Source organism: Streptomyces torulosus, from assembly GCF_001419765.1.
Lineage (GTDB): Bacteria > Actinomycetota > Actinomycetes > Streptomycetales > Streptomycetaceae > Streptomyces > Streptomyces torulosus.
Genome location: NZ_LIRK01000320.1, coordinates 1 through 16799, shown reverse-complemented (window position 1 = coordinate 16799; position 16799 = coordinate 1). Strand labels below are relative to the sequence as shown.

The 16799-nt window shown below is 70.5% G+C and carries 13 protein-coding genes and 3 pseudogenes; 7 read left to right on the top strand and 9 right to left on the bottom strand.

The annotated features are described in order from the left end of the window. The 4 genes from AOK23_RS22330 to AOK23_RS22315 form a co-directional block, all read right to left on the bottom strand. Nucleotides 1-720 (bottom strand): substrate-binding domain-containing protein (locus tag AOK23_RS22330; protein ID WP_055714464.1); only part of this gene is annotated, 720 nt, incomplete at its 3' end. A gap of 36 nt (nucleotides 721-756) precedes the next feature. Next, on the bottom strand, nucleotides 757-1776 hold the full coding sequence (locus tag AOK23_RS22325; RefSeq protein WP_055714463.1) for an ABC transporter permease: 1020 nt from the start codon (nucleotides 1774-1776) through the stop codon (nucleotides 757-759). Next, nucleotides 1773-3356 carry a sugar ABC transporter ATP-binding protein gene (locus AOK23_RS22320; protein ID WP_055714462.1) on the bottom strand — a complete coding sequence of 528 codons (1584 nt, stop codon included), beginning with the start codon at nucleotides 3354-3356 and terminating at the stop codon, nucleotides 1773-1775. Before AOK23_RS22320 ends, AOK23_RS22325 begins: the two co-directional genes overlap by 4 nt. A 140-nt stretch (nucleotides 3357-3496) precedes the next feature. After that, nucleotides 3497-4678, bottom strand: coding sequence for an ROK family transcriptional regulator (locus AOK23_RS22315; RefSeq protein ID WP_055714461.1), 1182 nt, complete (start codon nucleotides 4676-4678; stop codon nucleotides 3497-3499). A 307-nt stretch (nucleotides 4679-4985) separates the two neighbouring features. Between AOK23_RS22315 and AOK23_RS22310 the strand changes: the two genes are divergently transcribed. Continuing rightward, nucleotides 4986-7784: a hypothetical protein gene (locus AOK23_RS22310; RefSeq protein WP_055714460.1), complete on the top strand. Its 2799-nt coding sequence runs from the start codon at nucleotides 4986-4988 to the stop codon at nucleotides 7782-7784. Beyond that, a complete protein-coding gene (locus AOK23_RS22305; protein WP_055714459.1) occupies nucleotides 7781-8998 on the top strand; it encodes a WD40 repeat domain-containing protein in 1218 nt (405 codons plus the stop codon). The genes AOK23_RS22310 and AOK23_RS22305 overlap by 4 nt, the downstream gene beginning before the upstream one ends. Nucleotides 8999-9005: 7 nt before the next feature. On the opposite strand, the gene AOK23_RS22300 is transcribed toward AOK23_RS22305, so the two are convergent. The 5 genes from AOK23_RS22300 to AOK23_RS22285 form a co-directional block, all read right to left on the bottom strand. Further along, nucleotides 9006-9683, bottom strand: a complete 678-nt coding sequence (locus AOK23_RS22300) for a GntR family transcriptional regulator (protein WP_055714458.1) — start codon at nucleotides 9681-9683, stop codon at nucleotides 9006-9008. 171 nt (nucleotides 9684-9854) lie between these two features. Further along, the gene (locus AOK23_RS22295) at nucleotides 9855-10805 is read right to left on the bottom strand and encodes a beta-ketoacyl-ACP synthase III (RefSeq protein ID WP_055714457.1); all 951 of its coding nucleotides are present in this window, start codon (nucleotides 10803-10805) and stop codon (nucleotides 9855-9857) included. Nucleotides 10806-10955: 150 nt separating this feature from the next. Continuing rightward, the gene (locus tag AOK23_RS51965) at nucleotides 10956-11093 is read right to left on the bottom strand and encodes an MFS transporter small subunit (RefSeq protein WP_420823730.1); all 138 of its coding nucleotides are present in this window, start codon (nucleotides 11091-11093) and stop codon (nucleotides 10956-10958) included. Next, nucleotides 11059-12393, bottom strand: a complete 1335-nt coding sequence (locus tag AOK23_RS22290) for an OFA family MFS transporter (RefSeq protein ID WP_055714456.1) — start codon at nucleotides 12391-12393, stop codon at nucleotides 11059-11061. The genes AOK23_RS51965 and AOK23_RS22290 overlap by 35 nt, the downstream gene beginning before the upstream one ends. 102 nt (nucleotides 12394-12495) lie before the next feature. After that, nucleotides 12496-13248 carry a hypothetical protein gene (locus tag AOK23_RS22285; protein WP_157878117.1) on the bottom strand — a complete coding sequence of 251 codons (753 nt, stop codon included), beginning with the start codon at nucleotides 13246-13248 and terminating at the stop codon, nucleotides 12496-12498. A gap of 220 nt (nucleotides 13249-13468) precedes the next feature. Here AOK23_RS22285 and AOK23_RS22280 point away from each other — a divergent pair, with 220 nt between their 5' ends. The 5 genes and pseudogenes from AOK23_RS22280 to fdhD all read left to right on the top strand — a co-directional run bounded on the left by AOK23_RS22280 (nucleotide 13469) and on the right by fdhD (nucleotide 16556). Beyond that, nucleotides 13469-14458: a 2-dehydropantoate 2-reductase gene (locus AOK23_RS22280; protein WP_055714454.1), complete on the top strand. Its 990-nt coding sequence runs from the start codon at nucleotides 13469-13471 to the stop codon at nucleotides 14456-14458. A 130-nt stretch (nucleotides 14459-14588) separates the two neighbouring features. After that, nucleotides 14589-14987: pseudogene (locus tag AOK23_RS22275) on the top strand (molybdopterin dinucleotide binding domain-containing protein); the annotation flags it as partial. A gap of 5 nt (nucleotides 14988-14992) precedes the next feature. After that, nucleotides 14993-15385 (top strand): annotated as a pseudogene (locus tag AOK23_RS45315) (NADH-quinone oxidoreductase subunit NuoE family protein); the annotation flags it as partial. After that, nucleotides 15385-15658: pseudogene (locus AOK23_RS45310) on the top strand (4Fe-4S binding protein); the annotation flags it as partial. The pseudogenes AOK23_RS45315 and AOK23_RS45310, both read left to right, overlap by 1 nt. Nucleotides 15659-15686: 28 nt before the next feature. Continuing rightward, a complete protein-coding gene (gene fdhD, locus AOK23_RS22270) occupies nucleotides 15687-16556 on the top strand; it encodes a formate dehydrogenase accessory sulfurtransferase FdhD (RefSeq protein ID WP_055714452.1) in 870 nt (289 codons plus the stop codon). Nucleotides 16557-16799 lie beyond the last annotated feature (243 nt).

The window sequence follows — 16799 nt, the reverse complement described above, 5'->3', positions numbered from 1 at the left end:
CAGGGCGTCGAACTTCGACTGGGCCTGGAGGAGCTGGGCCATCTTGGCCTGCCCGGACTCCACGGTGAACTCGGCGGCCTGGCGGGCGACCTTCTTGATGTTGGGGTAGTTCTTCAGGGCGTCGTCGAAGCCCTGGGTGCGCTGCTTGGTCAGCTCCAGGTTGTCGAGGCCGGCGAGTTCGATGACGCGGGCGTCGGACTTGTCCTTGAGCTTCTCGCCGATGTAGTGCCCGGCGTTGAGGCCCATGCCGTAGTTGTCGCCGCCGATCCAGCAGCGGTACGCCTGCGGGGAGTTGAAGATCCGGTCGAGGTTGACGACGGGGATGCCGGCCCGCATGGCCTTGAGGCCGACCTGGGTGAGGGCCTTGCCGTCGGCGGGCAGGACCACCAGGACGTCGACCTTCTTGTTGATGAGGGTCTCGATCTGCCCGATCTGCTGGGCGGTGTCGTTGGAGCCCTCGGTGATCTCCAGGGTGACGTCCTCGTACCGCTCGGCGCGGCTCTTGGCGTTGTCGTTGATCGCGTTGAGCCAGCCGTGGTCGGCCTGGGGGCCGGCGAAGCCGATGGTCACTTCCTTGCCGGGCTTGTCGTCGGCGGCGGGCTGCTTGTCGGCGGCCGCCTTGTCGCCGGTGTCGTTGCTGGTGCAGCCGACGAGGAGGGTGCCGGCCGAGACGGCGGCGGTCCCGAAGAGCAGTCCTCTGCGGCTGGGGAACTGTGGCATGGCGGTGGACCTTTCCGGTGGGGACTCTTCGGTGGGTCAGGTCGTGCTGGCCGTGCGTCGCTGGACGAGGACCGCGGCGACGATGATCGCGCCCTTGGCGATCTGCTGGACGTCGCTCTGGAGGTTGTTCAGCGCGAAGATGTTGGTGATCGTGGTGAAGATCAGGACGCCCAGCACGGAGCCGGTGATGGTGCCCCGGCCGCCGGTGAGCAGGGTTCCGCCGATGATCGCGGCGGCGATGGCGTCGAGTTCGTAGAGGTTGCCGTTGGTGTTCTGGCCCGAGCCGGACAGCACGATCAGCAGGAACGCGGCGATGCCGCAGCACAGCCCGGAGAGCAGATAGAGGTAGAGGCGCTGGCGGCGGACGTCGATGCCCGCGAGCCGGGCGGCCTCCGCGTTGCCGCCGACGGCGACGGTGCGCCGGCCGAACGTCGTGCGGTTCAGCACGAGCCAGCCGATGACGGTCACGACCGCGAAGACCAGGACCAGGGGCGGGATGCCGAGGACGTACGCGTCGCGCTCGCCGAGGTCGAGGACGCCCTGCACCTCGACGATCTGGGTCTTGCCGTCGGTGATCTGGAGGGCGAGTCCGCGGGCGGAGGCGAGCATGGCGAGGGTGGCGATGAAGGGGACCATCCCGCCGTACGCGATGAGCAGCCCGTTCACCATGCCGCATCCGACGCCGACGATCACCGCGGTGAAGAGGATCCCGGCGAAGCCGTACTCCTGGGTGGCGACGGTGGTGGCCCACACGGAGGCCAGGGCGACGATCGCGCCCACCGACAGGTCGATGCCGCCGGAGGTGATGACGAAGGTCATGCCGACGGTGACGACACCGATCACGGAGGCCTGGGTGAGGACGAGTTGCAGGTTGCGGGTGTCGAGGAACTCGTCGGGCTTGGTGAGGCCGCCGATGACGATCAGTGCGGCGAGGACGCCGACGAGGGAGAGGGTGCGGACGTCGGCGCGGAAGAGGACGGTGCGCCAGGCGGGCGGTTCGGCGACCTGCGTCACCTTGTCGGTGCCGTCGCGGGGCGGGGACACGGGCCGCGTCATGACGCCGGCCTCCCTTCGCCGGTCGCCGGGCCGGCCGCGCCGGCGGGACTGGCTGCACTTGCCACGGGGCTTCCTTCCATCACGAGGTCGAGGACGCGGTGTTCGTCGAGTTCACGGGCGGGCGCGGTGTGCACGACCCGGCCCTCGCGCAGGACGAGCACGCGGTCGGCGAGGCCGAGGACTTCGGGCACCTCGCTGGAGACCAGCAGCACGGCGAGGCCCTCGTCGGCGAGGCGCCGCACCACCGCGTACAGCTCGGCGCGGGCGCCCACGTCGACGCCCCGGGTCGGCTCGTCCAGCAGCAGCACCCGGCAGCCGCGCAGCAGCCAGCGGGCGAGGACCGCCTTCTGCTGGTTGCCGCCCGAGAGGGTGCGCACCGGCACGGCGGGGTTGTCGGGGCGCAGGGACAGTTCGCGGGTCGCGGCGCGGGCGGCCCGGTACTCGGCGCCCCGGTCGATCCACCCGACGCGGGCGAAGCGGGACATCGTCGACACCGACACGTTTCGGGTGACCGACTCCAGCATCAGAAGCGCCTGCGCCTTGCGTTCCTCGGGGGCGAGTCCGAGGCCGGCGCGTACGGCGGCCCGTACGCTGCCGGTCCGCAGCGGCCGTCCGTCGACGCGGACCTCCCCCGCGGAGGGCCTGCGGGCGCCGTAGATCGTCTCCAGGATCTCGGAGCGGCCTGAGCCGACGAGTCCGGCGAGGCCCACGATCTCCCCGGGCCGGACGTCGAGGTCGAGGGCCTCGAACTCCCCGTCACGGGCGAGCCCCCGCACCTCCAGGACGGGTGTGGTGGCCTCCGGCGGCGGGGCGGGCGGCCGGTCCGGGAAGACGTACTCGACGTTCCGTCCGGTCATCAGCGCCACGACCTCGCGGGTCGGCGTCGACTTCGCGGGCAGTCCGCCGGCCACGGCCCGGCCGTCCTTCAGTACGGTCACCCGGTCGCCGATCCGGCGGATCTCCTCCAGCCGGTGCGAGATGTAGACGACGGCGACCCCGTCGGCGGTCAGGTCCCCCACGATCCTGAACAGGTTGTCGACCTCGTCGGGGTCGAGGGCGGCGGACGGCTCGTCCATCACGATGAGGCGTACGTCGTGGGAGAGCGCCCGCGCCATGGAGACGATCTGCTGCTGGGCGGCGGAGAGTTCACCGACGAGCCGCGCCGGATCGATCTCGGGATGCCCGAGGCGTTTCAGCAGAGCGGCGGTCGAGGCGCGTGCCGCCTTGCCCCGGACGACGAATCCGGCGGTCGTCGGCTCGTGCCCCAGATGCACGTTCTCGGCCACGGAGAGGTGCTCCACCAGATCCAGTTCCTGGTAGATGGTCGCGATGCCCAACCGCATGGCGGCGATGGGCGACTTGAGGGTGACGGGCTCCCCCCGCCAGCCGATGGTGCCGCCGTCGGGCTGGTGGGCGCCCGCGAGCACCTTGATCAGGGTGGACTTGCCGGCCCCGTTCTGACCGAGCAGGCAGTGGACCTCCCCCGCCTGCACGTCGAGGTCGACGCCGTCGAGGGCCCGGACGCCGGGGAACGACTTGGTGATGCCGGACATGGTGAGCAGCGGTAATTCTGGTGCCATGAGTTCCCCTTGGCGGGCGTGCGGGCCGGTTGCAGGGCGAATCAGCCTGCGGGGCAGGCGCGTTCGGGCAGGGCAGAGCAGAGCAGGGTGGGGCAGGGCCGAGCAGGGCGCTGTGCTGGTGATCGCTCCGTACGGAGCGGTTACGCGGGTGAGAACAGGTGGTCGCTGATGAGGCGGGCCGCGCCGATGACTCCGGCGGTGGGCCCCAACTCCCCGAGCACGATGGGCAGGTTGCCTGTCGCGAGGGGCAGGGACTGGCGGTAGACCTGGGTGCGGATGGCGGCGAGGAGGGTGTGGCCGAGGCCGGTCACCCCACCGCCGATCACCACCAGGCCGGGGTTGAAGAAGCTGACGAGTCCGGCGATGACCTGGCCGGTGCGGTTGCCGCCCTCGCGTATCAGGTCGAGGGCGGTGGCGTCACCGGCGGCGGCCGCGGCGGCGACGTCGACGGCGGTCAGGGTGCCGTTGGTCTCCAACCGGGAGGCCAGCTCCACCGAGAGGCCCTGCTGGGCGGCCTCCTTGGCGTCGCGGGCGAGCGCGGCGCCGCTGAAGTGGGCCTCCAGGCAGCCCCGGTTGCCGCAGGCGCAGGGGCGGCCGTCCGGTACGGCGAGGATGTGGCCGATGTCGCCGGCGCTGCCCGTCGTACCGCGGTGGACCTCGCCGCCGGCGACGATGCCGCAGCCGATGCCGGTGCCGATCTTGACGCAGAGGAAGTCACCCACGGAACGGGCCACGCCCGCGTGCTGCTCCCCCATCGCCATCAGGTTCACGTCGTTGTCGACCATCACCGGGCAGCCGAGTTCCTGGCTGAGTGCCTCGCGCACCGGGAACCCGTCCCAGCCGGGCATGATCGGCGGGGCCACCGGGACGCCCTCGGGGAAGCGGACCGGTCCGGGGACGCCGATGCCGGCGCCGTCGAACCCTTCCGCGAGCCCCGAGGCCCTCAGCTTGGCGGCCATGGAGAGGACCTGCTCGAAGACGGCGACGGGGCCGTCCCGGACGTCCATGGGCTGGTTGATGTGACCGAGGATCTCCAACTCGGCGTTGGTGACGGCGACGTCGATCGAGGTCGCGCCGATGTCGACGCCGAGGAACCGGAGTTGGGGGGCGAGCCGGATGTTGTGCGAGCGCCGGCCGCCACGCGAGGCGGCGAGTCCGTCGGCCACGACCAGGCCCGTCTCCAGCAGCCGGTCCACCTCGACGGCCAGCTTCGACCGGGAGAGATCGACCCGGTCACCGAGCTGCGCGCGGGAGTGGGGTCCGCCGTCCCGCAACAGCTTCAGCAGCCGTGCCTGATGCGCGTTCGCGGGACGAGCCGTCATCCGTCTCACGAGCCCCTCCCCGCCTCAACCGGCCTGTGTCGCGCTGGGTTCCGGCCACCTCAGTGTGGCTTGCTTTCGCAGGGAACGTAGCAGCGGTCACCACGGCTGGGAAGAAGTTGCACACAGATTGACGCCAACTTTCTCCACTCACAGGACAAAGAAGCGTTCAGTTACCGCCGCATCTCGGACCCGCATGATCACAGAGCCGTAAATCAGCCCAGGCCAGGGCGGTTTGCTTTGTACGACTCCTCGGATGGGTATACGAAACCGGCATGGACAGAGCGACGGCTTCATGAGGCGCCGCGGCTTGCGTCGGTGGCGGGACCTTGGGTGGGGCCGGTCCCGCCCACACGCGCTGATCGCCGAGGGCGCCGGTGCCATCGTCGCCGGGGGCGACATCCACCACGCCACCGTGTACAACGGGAGGGGCGGGGAGAACGTAGCGGCACAGAGCCTCAGGGCCCTGGCCGGGCACGAGCGGATCGAGCAGGAGCGGGCCTCGGCCGAGCGACAACGCGAGGCGTTCACGGGGCACTTCCTGCCGAAGGCCAGGGCTTCGGTCCGGACGGACAGCGTCACCTGGGACTTCACGGGAAGGCAGGAGGCACTCCGCCGGATCGTGACATGGCTGACCGACCCTGCGGGAAACCGGCCGGGACTCGTCGTCGCGGGAGCCCCGGGTTCCGGGAAGACGGCCGTCCTGGGCCTGATCGCGTCCCTGGCCGACCCTCGCCACCACTCGCACGTACCCAAGGAGCGGGTCGGTGTCGACGCGGATGCGCTGCCGCCCCCGGACAGCTTCAGCGCGGTGATCTACGCGGCCGGGTTGAGCGCGGAAGTGATCAGCGACGCCCTCGCCCACGCCACCCGCCGGGCGGGGACGTCCACCCCCGTCGTCCTCATCGACGCCGTCGACGAGGCCGACGAGCCGAAGCTGCTGGTCGACTCGGTGTTGAAGCCACTGCTCCTGGACGGTTCGGCACGCCTGCTGCTCGGAATACGTACCGAACCGGCCGCCGAGCTGAGCGACTTGTGCGACGAGGTCGACCTGGACGGCGACTTCGCCGATCCGGAGGGCATGCGGAGCCACGTCGAGCACGTGCTGCTCCAGGCGACCGAGGCGAGCCCGTTCCGGCAGGTGCCCGCGGAGACGGTGTCCCAGGTGGCCGAGGACATCGCGCGAGTGGCCGGACCGTCCTTCCTGGTGGGCCGCCTGCTGGCCCAGATGCTCGCGGGCCGTGCGGAACCTCCCGACCTGCACCCGGGCTGGGACGCCGAACTGCCGCGGTTACCGGGAGAGATCCTGGAGCGGGACCTGACCGAGCGATTCACCCGGGAACATTACCGGCGGATCCGCCAGGAACGGGCTGAACGACTCGACCGGGAACAGGCCGAACAAGTCGACCGGGAACAGGCCGAACAACTCGACCGGGAGCAGGCCGAGCGCCTCGGCCGGGAGCAGGCCGAGCGCGCCTTCGACCTGCTGCGCCCGTTGGCCTTCGCGGAGGGCAACGGCTCGCCGGACGAGGACATCTGGGCGGGTCTCGCCGGGCGGATGGCGGAGCGGACCTACGACTATGCCGATGTGCTCTGGCTGCGCGAGTACGTGGGAAGTTACGCGGTCAGGTCGACGGACCAGGGGCACGACGTCTACCAGCCCCACCATCTGTCCCTCGCCGAGCATCTGCGCCATGTGTCAGATCCCCGGGCGGTTCACCGGCACTTCGTCGACTTCCTCGTCGACCACACCCCGGTCCGCGCCGACGGAACCCGCGACTGGGAGCGGGCCGGCTTCTACACCCGCGCCTACCTGGCCACGCACATCGCCAAGGCCGGTGGGCACCAGGTCCTCGACGAGCTGATGCTCGACCCGGGCTACCTGCTCGGCGCGATCCCGCACCGGCTCCTCGGGGCGCTGGACGGTCACCGGCTCCCCACCGACCGGGACATGTCGGAGGTCCGGGCGGCGATCAACGCCTACCGGCAGGCAGCAGCGGACTTCCGCCGTTCCGCGCCGGTGCTGTGGCCGGCCGCGCTCGACCTGGCGGTCCGCACCCACAGGGCCCGCACGCTCCGGTCCCGTATGTCCCCCGTGTCCGCCGCCTCACCCTGGAAGGCCCGCTGGGTCGACATGCGCCCCCGCCGCAGTGGCTACACCCTCACCAAGCTCTCCGGCGAGGTCACCCGCATGTCGGCGTTCCGGTACGCCGGCGACCAGCACCTGGCGATCGCGTCCGACGCCGGCGAGATCGAGGTGTGGAACGTCGACGCCAACCGTCCGGTCATCACCGGCACGATCACCGGGGACAAGCACATCACCGGCCTGGACACGGCGGTCGGGAACGGCCGGGTCTTCATGGCCACGAGCAGCGCGACGAGGGTCCACCTCTGGGATGTGTTCGGGGGCAACCGGGCACTCGGCGGCTGGCCCGTCGGCCATGCGGCCTCGGACAGTGAGACGAGTGCGGTGGTGTTCGCCGAAGTCGTGGGCGAGCTGCGGTTGTTCTGCATGACCGACGAAGGTGCCCTGCACCGCTTCGACGTTCTGGGGGCGGCCCCGCTCCCCTCTCTCCCCATGAACAGCGCATGCGATTTCATGAGAAGCAACGCGACCGTCGTCGTCACCCCGGTCGAGGGAAGACCCCGGGCCGTCGTGAGCGCCTGGAACGGCGTCCAGCTCATCGATCTGGAGACCGGCCGCAGCGAGCTGTGTTCAGGGGGCAGCGGCTACGCCAGGGGCATTCAGGTCATCCCCCGAACAAATCCCCCGCAGTTCCTGGTCGGCAAGGACAATCACACGATCTTCCGGGTCCATCCGGATCGTGCACCGCAGCTGCTCCGAAGGAGCCCCGAGTCCGTCCGGGACGTCGATGTGTGGACAAGGGGCAGCGACACGTTCGCGATCGCGGGCCACGACTACTGCGACCAGCCACTGGAACTCTTCTCGCTGACGCGGCCGGGCATCTCGGTCTCCGACTTCTACGACGTGCGCTCGGCCGTGAGCCAGGTGCGCGTCGTGGAACTGCGCCACGGCCAGGTGGTGATAGCGGCCGGACAGCGTTCCGGCGCCGTACGGATCTGGGACTTTCCGGAGGTGCCCGAGTGAGCCGGGAAACGGAACAGCTCAGTGAACCGATCGCCGTTCACACCACGGAACTCGACGGCCGCCGGGTCGTGGTCGTCGTTCACCCCGGCCACATCGTCCTGCGGGACTGCTCCGACGGGCAGGTGGTGGCCCGGCACCGCGCACCGTACGAGCCCGAGTACACCGCCTGTGTGACCCATCACGTAACCGCGCTGCTCGTCATGAGCTCAGACGACAAGGTGTTCGCCCTCGACCTGAGGAACGGAACGGACACACCCATAGGCTCGTGCGACTCGGTCGTCTCGGCCCTCGCAGCCCGGTGCCAGGGCCAGAAGCTCCTGGTGGCCGCAGGTGAGCAATCAGGGTCCGTCCGTGTCTTCACCCTCGATGAGAACCCGGAATGGTCCTCCATGACGGTCCCCGCCCACCAGAACAGGGTCCTGTCCGTGTCCCTCGGAATCGTCCGGGGACGGCCGTGCGTCGTCAGTTGCGCGGACGACTCGACGGTGACGCGCACCTCTCTCGGCACGAAGCCCTCACGTAATCTCTGGGTGCTTCGCTGGGAGAAGGACCCGTCCCCGACCGGCTTCTCGTGCGGCTGGACACCTTATGGCGCCGCCTATCCCTTCAACCTCAACAAGGCGTTGCGCGAGCATCTCTGGAGTCCCAACGCAGAGGCTTTGGCCGGCATTGTCGAGCAGCGCAGGGGGGCCGTGCGGAAGTGCCTTCTGGTCGACGCGGGACGTACCTCGCTCACCCTCGTCACCGGCAAGGACGGACTGGACACCATGATGTCCCTCGGGGTGGCTCCACAGCCGCGGGCCCTGCCGTCCAAGACCCTGGCCTTCGCCGTCCCGGGGCAGCTCGCGGCCGCCCACCCGATCCGTCGAGGTGCGAGGCTCGCATGGGTCCAGGGATCCGCCGTGCACGTCGCCGACCTGCGGGCGATCCACACATGGCACTGGATCAACCGCGTGCTCAATCTCCTGGCCTTCTGCGGCTGGTTCCTGCTGATCCCCAGTGAGCCGTTCGCCTGGTTCCTGCTCCCCGTGGCACTGTCCATGGCATCCCGGGCATTCGGTAGCCCGACCTTGAGCGGCATCGACAGCCGGTCGCTCGCCGAGATCGATCTCCACGGCGAAGTCGTCGACGTCGCCTTCGACGGCCCCGACGCCCTCGTGGCCCTCAGTCATCGCGGCACAGCCACCTTCGACCTGTCGGGGACGGAGTCCTGACCCGGCGCTACGGCCGAGGGCGCTCGTGGTACGTCTTGCGGGTGTGCTCCGTGTGCGCCCGCATGACCTCCGTCGCCCGCTGCTCGTCGCGGGCCGAGATCGCCTCGATCAGTGCCCGGTGTTCGATCCAGGACTGGTGGCCTCGCTGCCGGGCGACCGGCGTGTAGTACCAGCGGACGCGGCGGTCGACCTGGGCGGCGAGTTCGGCGAGGACCGTGTTGCCGGCGAGTTCCATGACCTTCGCGTGGAAGCGGGCGTTCATCGCGACGGCGGCGTCCACGTCGTCCGCGTCGACGGCCCGCTCTCCCTCCGCGCAGAGTTCCTCCAGCGCCGTGATCCCCGCCGTACCGGCGTTCGCCGCGGCGAGGCGGGCCGCCTCCGCCTCCAACAGGGTCCGGACGGTGAGGAGTTGGTCGGCCTCCTCCTCCGTCGGCTCGTGCACGAACGCGCCCTGCGCGGGCCTCAGGTCGACCCAGCCCTCGGTGTTCAGCCGCTGGAGGGCCTCGCGGACCGGCTGCCGGGACACCCCGAGGTGGCCGGCGAGTTCACTCTCGACCAGGTGCTGGCCGGGGCGCAGGGCGCGGGTGGTGATCAGTTCGAGCAGGGCTTCGTAGACGCGGTCGCGCAGCGGGCCGGGACGTTCGAGCTTGGGCACGGCCCCGTGCGGCAGTCCTGTCGACAACATCGGGTCCCCCTCCAGAGCACCACTGGGTGTACTGCACACGGAAAGTCGACGGCCCGTACTGGAAAGTCGAAGTCAACAGCCAGTATGGATTGTCTTTCGTCTACAGTCTACGAGCCCCATGGGCCAGGGAGTTGACGCGTCTGTCTCGTCACATCACCACCAGGGCGGTGCTCAGGGGCAGCGGACGACCTGTCCGGCGTACGACAGGTTTCCGCCGAAGCCGAACAGCAGCACGGGGTCGCCGCTGGAGATCTCGCCGCGTTCGACGAGCTTGGAGAAGGCGAGCGGGATGCTCGCGGCCGAGGTGTTGCCGGACTCGGTGACGTCCCGTGCGACGACGGCGTTGACGGCGCCGATCTTCTCCGCGAGGGGCTCGATGATGCGCAGGTTGGCCTGGTGCAGGACGACCGCGGCGAGGTCGGCGGGGGCGAGCCCGGCCTTCTCGCAGGCGGCGCGGGCGATGGGCGGCAGCTTGGTGGTGGCCCAGCGGTAGACGCTCTGCCCCTCCTGAGCGAACCGCGCGGGCGTCCCCTCGATCCGTACCGCGTGCCCCATCTCGGGCACCGAGCCCCACAGCACCGGCCCGATGCCGGGCGCCCCGGCGGCGGGGTCGGCCGCCTCGACGACCGCCGCGCCCGCGCCGTCCCCGACCAGCACACAGGTCGTACGGTCGGTCCAGTCCGTCACCTCGGACATCTTGTCGGCACCGATGACGAGCGCCCGGGTGGCCCCGCCCGCGCGGACGGCGTGGTCGGCGGTGGCGAGGGCGTGGGTGAAGCCGGCGCAGACGACGTTGACGTCCATCGCGGCCGGGGAGGGGATGCCGAGCCGGCGGGCGACCCGGGCGGCCATGTTCGGGGAGCGGTCGACGGCCGTGGAGGTGGCGACCACCACGAGGTCGATGTCGGCGGCGGCGAGACCGGCCGTCGCGAGCGCCTTGGCGGCGGCGTGCCCGGCCAGCTCGTCGACGGGTTCGTCGGGGCCTGCGATGTGCCGGGTGCGGATGCCCACACGGGTCGTGATCCACTCGTCACTGGTGTCGACCATGCCCGCCAGGTCCTTGTTGGTGAGCACCTTGGCGGGCTGGTAGTGGCCGACGGCGGCGATGCGCGAGCCGATCATGGGTGTTCCCCCTCATAGCCTGTGGTCAGCGGGATTCACCAGTCTGCGCAGTGACCCACGGGTAGGGGGGCGAGTGAGGCGACAGTAAAGACGAACCCATGTTGTGGGCTTCTGTCAGACCTCTGGACATCCACGTACTCGACCGAGCGGTTATGCGGTGAACAGTTGCGTGGCCTTTCGTACGAGTTCGTACAGTCCGTAGGCGAGCGGTACGCCCACCCACAGCCAGGCGAAGGCGATCAGTGGGCGCCGGTCAGGCTGATTCGGGCTGCTGTCGCTGGACGACATCGGCGGCCTCCCTCGGGGCGGGGATGTGGAAGCGGGGGTGGACGGGCCGGACCAGTTCGTTGGCGACGAAGCCGACGACGAGCAGGCCGATCATGATGAAGAAGGACGTGCCGTAGAGGTCGGGGCCACTCTTGCCCGCCTCCTCCTGGCGGTCGGCGATCCAGTTGACGATCAGCGGACCGAGGACACCGGCGGTGGACCAGGCGGTGAGCAGCCGGCCGTGGATGGCGCCGACCTGGTAGGTGCCGAAGAGGTCCTTCAGATAGGCGGGGATCGTGGCGAAGCCGCCGCCGTAGAAGGAGAGGATCACCAGGGCGCAGACGATGAACAGCGGCTTGGAGGAGTCGCCGAACTGCGCGATGAGCAGGTACATCAGGGCGCCGACGCCGAGGTAGACGCGGTAGATGTTCTTGCGTCCGATCAGGTCGGAGGTCGACGACCAGGTGATGCGGCCCGCCATGTTGGCCGCCGACAGGAGCGCCACGAAGCCGGCCGCCGCGCCGACCGAGACCGGGGTGGAGGACTCGGCGAAGAAGTCCGTGATCATCGGGGCGGCCTTCTCCAGGATGCCGATGCCCGCGGACACGTTCATGCAGAGGATGACCCACAGGCACCAGAACTGCGGGGTGCGGATGGCGTCGCGGGCCGAGACCTGCGGGCCCTCGAAGGCGCTCGGCCCGCTGTGGACGGGCTTCTCGCCGCGCGGCACCCGCACGAGCAGCACCCCGAGGGTCATGAACACGGCGTACGACAGTCCGTGGACGAGGAAGGCGACGGCGATCCCGGAGGAGTCGGCGCCGAAGGACTCCAGCATCTGCGCGGACCACGGCGAGGCGATCAGCGCGCCGCCGCCGAAGCCCATGATGGCGATGCCGGTGGCCATGCCGGGCCTGTCCGGGAACCACTTGATCAAGGTGGAGACGGGCGAGATGTAGCCGATGCCGAGGCCGATGCCGCCGACGAAGCCGTAGCCGAAGACGATCAGCCAGTACTGCTCGGTGGCCGCACCCAGGGAGGCGATCAGGAAACCGGAGGAGAAGCAGATCAGGGCCACGGTCATGGCCCAGCGAGGCCCGTTGCGCTCGACGAGCGTCCCGCCGAACGCGGCGGACAGCCCCAGCATGACGATGCCGAGTTGGAAGGGCAGCGCACTCTGCGTGCCGCTGAGGCCGAGCGCGGATTCGAGCGGCGGCTTGAACACGCTCCAGGCGTAGGCCTGTCCGATGGAGAGATGGACCGAGAGGGCGGCGGGGGGAACGAGCCAGCGGCTCCAGCCCACGGGCGCGACGGGGGGACTCATGATCCCGGACGGTAGGGAGTGACAGGAGAGTTGAGAAGGCGGCGCGTCGACCGTATGCGATGAACGGTATGCGACGCGCGCCGAACGGTCGTGCGGGACAGCTCAGTCGGTGAAGTCGTCCGTCAGCACACACCCGTCCACCTGCGCGGGCGCGGTGCTCATGTCGCCGACGGGCTCGAAGTTCGGGTTGCAGTTGAGGACCAGCAGGAACGACGAGGACAGCTGCCGCACGGTGTCGGGGTCCGGCGCGATCACGGCGAAGTCCCTGCCGATGGCGAAGCCACCGTCGATGCCCGCGCTCGGTGACTTCTTGATCCGCTCGGCGATGTCGGCGCGGTAGGCCTCCTGGAGGGTCTTCATGCCGTCCGTCCCGGTCCAGAAGACACGGATGTAGCTGTCGCCCGCGTCGTTGCAGGTGCCGCGGAAGCGCACGCCCCAGCTCTCGTCGAACTCCTCGTCCATGGGGTAGTAGCGGGTGTCGGCCGGATCGATGCTGTACTGCTCGCAGGTCGTGAACCGCTGAAGGTACTCACCGGCCGCCATGACCGACCCGGACTCCGGGAGGTTGTCGAGCATGAGCTTCTGCCGCGTGGTCAGCCCGCCCGGCAGGTCACTCGTGGCACCTCCGTTGCGCTGCCCGGTCACGACGGACTCCTCGTCACCGCTCCCGGCCTCTTCCTCGCCGGCCCGGTCCTCGCCGGCCCGGTCCTCACCGGCCCGGTCCTCACCGGCTCGGCCCTCACCGGCCCGCTCCCTGCCGACCGGGCTCGTGCCGACCTGCTCCTTGTCGTCGCATCCGGCCAGGGACACGACCATCGCACCGGCGGCCACCGCGGCCGCCAAGGCCCTTGTCACGCGCATTCGTTCACCCCGTTGATCGTTCTCGCCCGGGAACCCTAGGACATGGACATGTCCTAGACCAAAGCCGAGCGAGCGCGCCCGGCCGACGGTCGGTTCCCGTCGTCGCACAACCCCTTGCTGGCCGAACTTCCATACTGTAGACAATATATCGTCGACAGATTTCGTCAGTGCGTCATCTCCGCGGTATCCCTCGACCGAACGGAGCTCCCCCGCCATGAAAGTCGCAGTTCTCGGCGCCGGTGCGATCGGCGCCTATATCGGCGCCGCGCTCCACCGCTCGGGCGCCGATGTGCATCTCGTCGCCCGTGGACCGCATCTGGCGGCCATGAGGCGGGACGGGGTGCGTGTGCTCAGCCCGCACGGCGACTTCACCGCCCGCGCCCACGCCACCGGCGACCCGGCCGAGATCGGCCCGGTCGACTTCGTCTTCCTCGGCCTCAAGGCCCACTCGTACGCGGCGTGCGGGCCGCTGATCGAGCCCCTGCTGCACGACACCACGGCGGTGGTCGCCGCCCAGAGCGGCATCCCCTGGTGGTACTTCCACCGGCACGGCGGCCCGCACGACGGCCACCGCGTGGAGAGCGTGGACCCGGGCGGCGCGGTCAGCGCGGTGCTCGCGCCCGAACGGGCCGTCGGATGTGTCGTCTACGCCGCGGCCGAACTCGAAGGGCCGGGCGTCGTACGGCACTTGGAAGGCACCCGGTTCTCCATCGGCGAGCCCGACCGCAGCGTCTCGGCGCGCTGCCGGGCGTTCGGCGAGGCCATGGTGGCGGGCGGGCCGAAGTGCCCGGTGGAACCGGACATCCCCGGCGACATCTGGGTCAAGCTGCTCGGCAACATCTCGTTCAACCCGATCAGCGCCCTGGCCCGCGCGACCATGCGGCTGGGGGTGCCCCCTCTGGGGGAGTGCCGGCGCGGCGGCACCCGCGAGGTCATCGAGACCGTGATGGCCGAGACGCTCGCCGTCGCCGAGGCCCTCGGCTGCGAGGTTGGCGTGTCCATCGAGCGGCGCATGGCCGGCGCCGAACGCGTCGGCGACCACCGCACCTCCACCCTCCAGGACCTGGAACGCGGCAGACCGCTGGAACTCGACGTACTCCTCGCCGCCGTCGTCGAGTTGGCGGACATCGGCGGCGTCGACGTGCCCACACTCCGCACCGTCCACGCCATCTCGGACCTGCTCGCGCTCAGGAGCGCGGCATGACCTCCGGGGAGCGCGGCATGACCTCAGGGGAAGGCCGATGAGGAAACGCGACCGCGGCCCGAAGACCTACACCCGGCTCACCCACCCCCTCGTCCGCGACTCCCGCGACGAGCCCTTCCGGCAGGCCGGCTGGGATCCGCCGGTCGACCTGACGGACGAGGAGTATCCGATCCGGCTGACCACCGGGCGACGGCTCGACTCGTACAACACCGGTGTGCAGAGCGGCGGTTTCGCCTCGCCGCCGCGGCGCGGGGAGTACATCGAGCTGTGCCCGGAGGACGCCGAGCGCTACGGCGTCGTGGTCGGCGAGGAGGTCCGGGTGTCCTCGCGGCGCGGGTCGGTGGTGGCGCCCGTCTGGATCGATCTGGCGCTGCGGCCCGGGCTCGCCTTCATGACCATGCACTTTCCCGACGAGGTGGACACCAACCAGCTGACGATCGAGGCGAACTGCCCGATCGCGGGGACGGCGGAGTTCAAGGCGTCGGCGATCCGGATCGAGAAGCTGCCCGTCGCGACCGTCGTGAGGTGACGCAAGTGGACCTGCGCTTCGGCGACAGCAAACCCACCGACGAGGAGAGGGCGGCCGTCGACGCGCTGCTCGGACCGCCGGAGTCCTCCTGGGAAGGCGCGGCCCGCGACGAGATGCGCGCCGCCGACCTGCGGTGGGCGCGGGGCGGCCGGGAGGCCCGGGACCGCCGTGACCTGCTGCTGCCGGGGTTGCACGCGATCAACGACCGGGTCGGCTGGATCAGCGAGGGCGCGCTGGACTACTTGTGTCGGCGGCTGACGGTGCCGCCGGCGGAGGCGTACGGCGTGGCCACGTTCTACGCGATGTTCTCGGTCCGGCCGCGCCCCGCGACCGTGCTCCATGTGTGCACGGACCTGGCGTGCGCGGCGTCCGGTGCGGCGGACCTGTGCGCGGCCGTATGTACTGCGGGAACTGCATCGAGGTGTGCCCGACGGGTGCGCTGTCCTTCAAGTCGGAGTTCGACATGCGGGCGGCCGGCACCTGGGACGAGTCGGCGCAGACGGAGACGACCACGGTGTGCGCCTACTGCGGGAGTGGGCTGCAACCTCACACTCCACGTGCAGGACAATGAGATCGTGAAGGTCACCTCGCCGCACGACAACCCGGTGACCCACGGCAATCTGTGCATCAAGGGCCGCTTCGGCTACCAGCACGTACAGAACCGGGACTGATCGGCACCGGTCGGGACAGGGGCAGGACATGGGACGAGTCACGGAACGACGCAAGGTGATCCGCATCCGGGACGGGGCGGTCTCCACGCGCCCGGACACGCTCGTCGCCGAGGAGCCACTGGAGATCCGCCTGGGCGGCAAGCCCCTCGCGATCACCATGCGCACCCCCGGCGACGACTTCGCGCTCGCCGCCGGGTTCCTGGTCAGCGAGGGCGTCCTCGCCGAGCGGTCCGACCTGCAGAACATCGTCTACTGCGCGGGCGCCACCGCCGACGGCTCCAACACGTACAACGTGGTGGACGTGCGGACGACCTCCGGGGTGGTGATCCCGGACATCACCCTCGAACGCAACGTCTACACCACGTCCTCCTGCGGGCTGTGCGGCAAGGCGTCCCTGGACGCCGTCCGTACGACGGCCCGCTGGCCCATAGACGACACGCACGGCGGTGACGCTCCCCCGGTCCGCCTCGACCCCGACCTCCTCGCCGGCCTCCCCGACCGGCTCCGCGCGGCCCAGCGGGTCTTCGACCGGACCGGGGGCCTGCACGCGGCGGCCCTGTTCACCGAGGACGGCGAGCTGCTCGACGTACGGGAGGACGTGGGCCGGCACAACGCGGTGGACAAGCTGATCGGGCGGGCGCTCCAGAACGGGTCGCTGCCCCTGTCGCGGGCCGTGCTGCTGGTGTCGGGGCGGGCCTCCTTCGAGCTGGCGCAGAAGGCGGTGATGGCCGGGATCCCGGTCCTGGCGGCGGTGTCGGCGCCGTCGTCACTGGCGGTGGACCTGGCCGCCGAGACGGGGCTGACCCTCGTCGGCTTCCTACGGGGAGCCTCCATGAACGTGTACGCGGGTGAACACCGGATCGCCCTGCGGGCCACGGCCACCCAGGGCGGCGGCTGACCGGCTCCCCCGCGACACGGCGGCCGCCGGGGGCGCGTCGTCGGGCCACCGGTGCGTTGCCGGGTGCGGGTGGGTGGGGGCTGATCGCGCAGTTCCCCGCGCCCCTGGAGGGTCGGGCCTGCGGCCCGCCCTCCCCCTGCACAGCACGGGGCGCAGCCCCGGTCGCTTTTCAGGGGCGCGGGGCGGTGACATATGCGGCCCCGCCGCGTGGGGGCGCTCGGCCTCCACCTACCCGTAGATCCC

Bases quoted from the DNA above. Each gene is read 5' to 3' on its own strand.
- AOK23_RS22295 (WP_055714457.1), bottom strand. From the start codon at position 10,805: ATGATCGGCTCGCGCATCGCCGCCGTCGGCCACTACCAGCCCGCCAAG.
- AOK23_RS22315 (WP_055714461.1), bottom strand. From the start codon at position 4,678: ATGACGGCTCGTCCCGCGAACGCGCATCAGGCACGGCTGCTGAAGCTG.
- AOK23_RS22320 (WP_055714462.1), bottom strand. From the start codon at position 3,356: ATGGCACCAGAATTACCGCTGCTCACCATGTCCGGCATCACCAAGTCG.
- fdhD (WP_055714452.1), top strand. From the start codon at position 15,687: ATGGGACGAGTCACGGAACGACGCAAGGTGATCCGCATCCGGGACGGG.
- AOK23_RS22280 (WP_055714454.1), top strand. From the start codon at position 13,469: ATGAAAGTCGCAGTTCTCGGCGCCGGTGCGATCGGCGCCTATATCGGC.
- AOK23_RS22300 (WP_055714458.1), bottom strand. From the start codon at position 9,683: ATGTTGTCGACAGGACTGCCGCACGGGGCCGTGCCCAAGCTCGAACGT.
- AOK23_RS22290 (WP_055714456.1), bottom strand. From the start codon at position 12,393: ATGAGTCCCCCCGTCGCGCCCGTGGGCTGGAGCCGCTGGCTCGTTCCC.
- AOK23_RS22325 (WP_055714463.1), bottom strand. From the start codon at position 1,776: ATGACGCGGCCCGTGTCCCCGCCCCGCGACGGCACCGACAAGGTGACG.
- AOK23_RS51965 (WP_420823730.1), bottom strand. From the start codon at position 11,093: ATGTCGTCCAGCGACAGCAGCCCGAATCAGCCTGACCGGCGCCCACTG.